The following is a 5,572-nucleotide window of genomic DNA, read 5'->3' as shown; positions in this document are numbered from 1 at the left end:
CGCTGGGCCAGGGTGCGCACTTCGGAGGCGACCACGGCGAAACCACGGCCCTGCTCGCCGGCACGGGCCGCTTCCACCGCGGCGTTCAATGCCAGGATGTTGGTCTGGAAGGCGATGCCGTCGATCACAGTGATGATGTCGGCGATGCGGCGCGAGGAGGCGTCGATCTCGTGCATGGTGCTGACCACGCGGCCCACGACGTCACCGCCCTGCGAGGCGACCGAATGCGCGCCGATCGCAAGCTGGTTCGCCTGACGGGCGTGTTCGGCATTCTGGCGCACGGTGGAGGTCAGTTCCTCCATCGACGCGGCGGTTTCTTCCAGGTTGGCGGCCTGCTGCTCGGTACGGCGCGACAGGTCATTGTTGCCCGAGGCGATCTCGCCAGCTGCGGTGCTGATGCTGGAAGAGGCCTGCTGGATGCGGCCGACGATCCGGGTCAGCTGGGCGACCGTGGTGTTGGCATCGTCGCGCATCGAGGCGAACACCCCGTGGAACTCACCCTGCATGCGGGCGGTCAGGTCGCCGTTGGCGATCGACTGCAGCAGGTGGGACAGCTGGGACAGGTTGCCGTCGGCGACCTGCATCATGGTGTTGAGGTGCTCGATCATGACCCGGAAGTCGTGGTCGAAGCGCGTCGCATCGCCACGCTGGGTGAAGTCACCGGCCGCGGCCGCCTGGGCGAGCGCCTGGATCTGGGTATTGATCGCCAGCAGGCTGGCTTTGGCCGCATCCATCGATTCGTGCAGGATCGCGCGGCTGCCGGGCAGGCGGCGGGCATCGGGCGAAAGGTCGCCGGCGGCGTACTGGTTGAGGACGTTGATCGCGTCCTTGATCGCATCCAGGTGCTCGAAGATCACCGTATTGATGCCGACGGCCAGCTGGCCGTACACGCCGGGGAAATCTTCCGGGATGCGGTGGCTGATGTCCGGGCCGGCGTGCATGTCGACCATCTGCTGGGTCTGCTCGGAGAAGCGGCGCAGCATCACGGTCATGTCGCGGGTGGCGGCCAGCATCTTGCCCGCTTCATCCTTGCTCGTGGCCTGGATGTTGACCGACAGGTCACCACGGGCGACCGACTGGATGGCGTGCACGGCCTGGCGCAGCGGGCGGGTGATGGCGCGCGAGATGACCACGCCCATCACGGCGGCCAGCAGCGACAGCAGCACGATGCAGGCGATGATCGCGTAGACGCTGTTCTGATGGGTGGCGTTGGCGCTCTCGATGCGGCTGGCCATCACGCCATTGCTGAACTCCCCCAGCTCCTTGAGCGCGGCGAACAGGGCGCGACGTGCCGGGCGGGACTGCTCATCGGAAATCTGCTGGGCGGTCGCCCCGTCGCCGGCGGCGATCGCTTCCTTGATCAGGCCGTTGGCCTTGAAGTAATCGGCGGTGCGCGCGGCGACCACGTCATACAACTGGCGTTCCTTGTCGCCGGCCGGCAGGGCGGCATACGCGGCCAGCTCGGCATTGACGACCTTGCCGGTGTCGGCCATGCGCTTGTCGTAGTCGGTAACCGCCTCGGGTCTGTCGAGCACGGTCAGCTGCGCCATTTCGTAGGTGCGGAACTCGCCGAGCTGCGCGCGCACTTCGCCCAGGTGCTGCACCGAGGGAATGTCGTTGGTGCTCATCGCGCGCAGCTGTGCGTTGGCCTCGCCCAGGCGGACCAGGGCGAAGCTGCCCAGGGCCAGCGTCATCAACGTGGTGAGGGTGAACCCTACCGCCAGCTTGCGGGCGATGGGCAGGTCGTGGAACCACTTCATGGTTGAAACTCCGGGCAGGGCAGTGGCGCACAGCCGTGGGGTGCTGGGCGGAATCAGCGGGGTAGGAGAGGGTGGAGCGCAGGCGCGAGCCGGTTGCCGTGGTCGCTACTTCGGATAGCGGCGTCGATCCGTTGCAACTTGATAGTGCGACGTCACATTTTTTTCACGAGCGCAGCTGCGGTTCATCGGTCGCCGATGGTTGCTGTTGCAAGGGTTGCGGGCGGATGGGCCATACCGTGGCGAACGGTTGGCAGGGCAATCACGAGGCGAAGTGGCGGATGAAGTTCACACTTTCCGGCCCATGCGCATGGGACCGCGCGCCCACGAACGAACGCCGCCGCTCCCGGGGGAGCGGCGGCGTCGGGACCAACGCGATGGCAGCGGCGTTACGCGGCCTGCGGCACCTTGAGCGAACGCACGAGGCCGCCGATGTCCACGATCAACGCGACCCGGCCATCGCCCAGGATGGTTGCACCGGACACGCCGCTGATCCGCCGGTAGTTGTTCTCGATGTTCTTGACCACCACCTGCTGCTGGCCGACCAGTTCGTCCACTTCCAGCGCGATTTTCTGGCCATCGCCCTCGACGACGACCACCAGCGGATCGTCCAGCGCGCGCCCACCGTAGCCGTAGTACTCGCTGAGCGAGAGGATCGGCAGGTACTCTCCGCGGACGCGCAGCACGCGGCCTTCGCCGGCCATGGTGCGCACATCGTCGGCCTGCGGCTGCAGGGCTTCGAGGACGTAGGCCAACGGCAGGATCAGGGTTTCGCCGGCCACCGAGACGGTCATGCCATCCAGGATCGCCAGCGTCAGCGGCAGGCGGATCAGCACGCGGGTGCCGTTGCCGGCCTGGCTTTCCAGCTGCACCTCACCACCCAGTGCCTGGATGTTGCGGCGGACCACGTCCATGCCGACGCCACGCCCCGACAGATCCGTGACGGCATCGGCGGTGGAGAAGCCCGGCTGGAAGATCAGGTCCCACACCTGCGCGTCGGTGGGGTTGTCCGGCACGCTCAGGCCACGCTCGAGCGCCTTGGACAGGATCTTGTCGCGGTTCAGGCCGCGGCCGTCGTCGCTGACTTCGATCACGATGTGCCCACCCTGGTGCGAGGCGGCTAGTGTGATCGTGCCGGTTTCGTCCTTGCCCGCCTCGCGACGCACGTCCGGCATTTCCAGGCCGTGATCGATCGAGTTGCGGACCAGGTGCACCAGCGGGTCGGCGATCTTTTCGATCAGGCCTTTGTCCAGCTCGGTGCCTTCGCCGATGGTGCGCAGGCGTACGTGCTTGCCCAGGCGCGAAGAGAGATCGCGGACCAGGCGCGGGAAACGGCGGAACACCGCATCCACCGGCAGCATGCGCACGCCGATGACCGCTTCCTGCAGATCGCGGGTATTGCGTTCCAGCAGGTCCAGCCCGGTCAGCAACTGCTCGGCCTGTGCCGGATCCAGTGCGTGCGAGACCTGCTTGAGCATGGCCTGGGTGATGACCAGTTCGCCGACCAGGTTGATCAGCGCATCGACCTTGTCCACGCTGACGCGGATCGAGGTTTCAGCTTCGTGTGCGGCGGTGGCCGGTGCTGCTGCGGCCGGTGCGGCGGGAGCGATGGCGGGGGCGACGGCAGGCTTGGCCTCGGCCGGCGCGCTGGTGGCCAGACTCGGCGGCGCGGCCGGACGGATGTCCAGTTCGCAGTCGTCCACGACCCAGGCAAAGGTATCTTCGATCTTGCTGCGCGGCACCTTGCCGACCAGCCCCAGGTCCCAGGCCAGGTGCGCTTCGAGCGGATCGAGCTGGTCGAAGCCGGGCAGGCGGTCCAGGCGCGCGGCAACCTGCAGCGAGCCCAGGTGTTCAAGCTCGCGGATGATGCGCAGCGGGTCGTTGCCGCTCATGAACAGCGACGGTGCTGGCACGAAGCCGATCTGCCACGCCTCGGGGGTGTCATCGACCTTGGCGGCGGCGACCGGCGCCGCTGCGGCGGCCTGGCCGGACAGCACCGCTTCCAGGCGCGCCTTGACCTCGGCAACCGCCTGCGGATCGGCTGCCTGGCCGTGCTCGGCTTCACGCAGCAGGGCGCGCAGCACGTCCACCGAGGCCAGCATCGCGTCCACCGCGGCCGGCTCCAGCGCGCGCTTGCCGGCGCGCAGTTCGTCCAGCAGCGTTTCCAGCACGTGGGTCAGCGCGGCGATCGCATCGAAGCCGAACGTGCCGGCGCCGCCCTTGATCGAGTGCGCGGCGCGGAACACCGAGTTGATGATCTCCGGGTCCTGCTGGCCCGATTCGAGCGCCAGCAGGCCAGCTTCCATCGCATCCAGCCCCTCGCGGCTTTCTTCGAAGAAGGTGGCGTGGAAACGTTGCAGATCCATGCTCATGGTGCGGGGTGTCCGGTTGCGAGGGGAGGGAAAGGTGAAGCGGGATCAGCCCAGGACTTTCTGGACGGTGGCCACCAGCTGTTCCGGATTGAACGGCTTGACCAGCCAACCGGTGGCACCGGCGGCCTTGCCTTCGGACTTCTTGTCCGCAGCCGATTCGGTGGTCAGCATCAGCATCGGCGTGAACTTGTATTCGGCCAGCTGGCGCAGCTCACGGATCAGCGAGATGCCATCCATGTTCGGCATGTTGACGTCGGTGACCACCGCGTTGAAGCGTTGGCCCTTGGCACGACCGAGGGCGACCGCGCCGTCTTCGGCTTCCTCGACGGAAAAGCCGGCCGAGGTGAGGGCGAAAGAGACCATCTGGCGCATCGACGCCGAATCGTCCACCACCAAGATACGTGCGCTCATGCAGCGTTCTCCACAGATTTCAGGTTGTCATGGGGTGCATCCAGGCCGAGGGCCTGGGTGACGCCGAGCAGTCGCGCGGCATCACGGAAGGTTGCGGTGCAACCGTGGAATCCGGTGGGATGCCCGGCCTTGCGGCGGGCCTCGACGAATGCGCACAGCACCTGCACCGAGGCGGTATGGATACGGCCGATCTGGCTGGCATCCAGCGTCAGATCGCCGGCCTGATCCACCAGGGGGGCCAAACGTGTTTTCAGCTCGGTGCTGGTCTCGATACCGAGATCATCACCCAGGGCCACAGTGCTCATCATTGCTCCGGACAAACGGTTCCGAGAGAGATAACGGCCCGAACCCACAAAGCTTTAGGGGCGGCGTGGGCGATCGCGTGGGTGCCGGTCAGTTCAGCAACTGGGTCGCGTCCAGCAGGATCATCGGCTGGGCGCCGCACCGGGCCACGCCGCGGAACAGGTCGTTGGAGATCTGGCAGATGCGGGCGGTATCGGGGGGCTCGATCTGGGAATCGGTGAGATTGGCGACATCCTCCACGGCCGATACGCGCAGGCCCATGGTCTCGCCGTTCTCCTCCAGCACCACGATGCGGGTGTTGGCGTCATTGCCGGCCGCACTGCTGCCCAGGTGGAGGCCCAGGTCCATTACCGGCACGACCTGGCCACGCAGGTTCATGATGCCCAGCATCGCCGGGGAGGTGCCGCGCAGGGGCAGCAGAGGCACGGGCAGGACCACCTCTTGGACCTTGAGCAGTTCGAGCGCGTAGGCCTGGGCGCCGCAGCGCAGGCGCAGCCAGCGCGAGGTGCGCTCGCTGGCGCGGCGGTTCTCGCGCGGGCTGGAGGCCGGGTCGCGTGCCTGGCGCTGCAACTCTTCCCAGCTGCCGGGCCGGCTCTGTGCCAATGAGGGCGTGCCGGCGCGGGCACTGGTCGCCGCCGGCATGGGCGGCATCGAGGGCATCTGCCGGGCAATCGGTGCGCGGGCGGCTGGCGCGGCGGCGGGCGGTGCGGACTCGGGCGCCGGCACCTG

General features: G+C 67.5%; 5 protein-coding genes. All 5 read right to left on the bottom strand.

Features of this window, described 5'->3' with window-relative positions; translation table 11 throughout:
• Positions 1-1,760, bottom strand: a 1,760-nt coding sequence (locus HMPREF3113_RS10160; protein WP_070472008.1) for a methyl-accepting chemotaxis protein, incomplete at its 3' end; no start/stop codon positions are given.
• 386 nt (positions 1,761-2,146) lie between these two features.
• Positions 2,147-4,129, bottom strand: a complete 1,983-nt coding sequence (locus HMPREF3113_RS10155; protein WP_070472006.1) for a chemotaxis protein CheA — start codon at positions 4,127-4,129, stop codon at positions 2,147-2,149.
• 45 nt (positions 4,130-4,174) lie between these two features.
• A complete protein-coding gene (locus HMPREF3113_RS10150; protein WP_019182916.1) occupies positions 4,175-4,540 on the bottom strand; it encodes a response regulator in 366 nt (121 codons plus the stop codon).
• Positions 4,537-4,845, bottom strand: coding sequence for an STAS domain-containing protein (locus HMPREF3113_RS10145; protein WP_019182915.1), 309 nt, complete (start codon positions 4,843-4,845; stop codon positions 4,537-4,539). The genes HMPREF3113_RS10150 and HMPREF3113_RS10145 overlap by 4 nt, the downstream gene beginning before the upstream one ends.
• A gap of 88 nt (positions 4,846-4,933) precedes the next feature.
• Positions 4,934-5,572, bottom strand: a 639-nt coding sequence (locus HMPREF3113_RS10140) for a chemotaxis protein CheW (protein ID WP_139146342.1), incomplete at its 5' end; no start/stop codon positions are given.

Source organism: Stenotrophomonas sp. HMSC10F06, from assembly GCF_001807865.1.
In the GTDB taxonomy this organism is placed as follows: Bacteria; Pseudomonadota; Gammaproteobacteria; order Xanthomonadales; family Xanthomonadaceae; genus Stenotrophomonas; species Stenotrophomonas bentonitica_A.
This window is presented reverse-complemented; position numbering and strand designations above follow the sequence as displayed.

Coding starts and splice junctions, on each gene's coding strand:
- HMPREF3113_RS10155 (WP_070472006.1), bottom strand. CDS start 4,129: ATGAGCATGGATCTGCAACGTTTCCACGCCACCTTCTTCGAAGAAAGC.
- HMPREF3113_RS10150 (WP_019182916.1), bottom strand. CDS start 4,540: ATGAGCGCACGTATCTTGGTGGTGGACGATTCGGCGTCGATGCGCCAG.
- HMPREF3113_RS10145 (WP_019182915.1), bottom strand. CDS start 4,845: ATGAGCACTGTGGCCCTGGGTGATGATCTCGGTATCGAGACCAGCACC.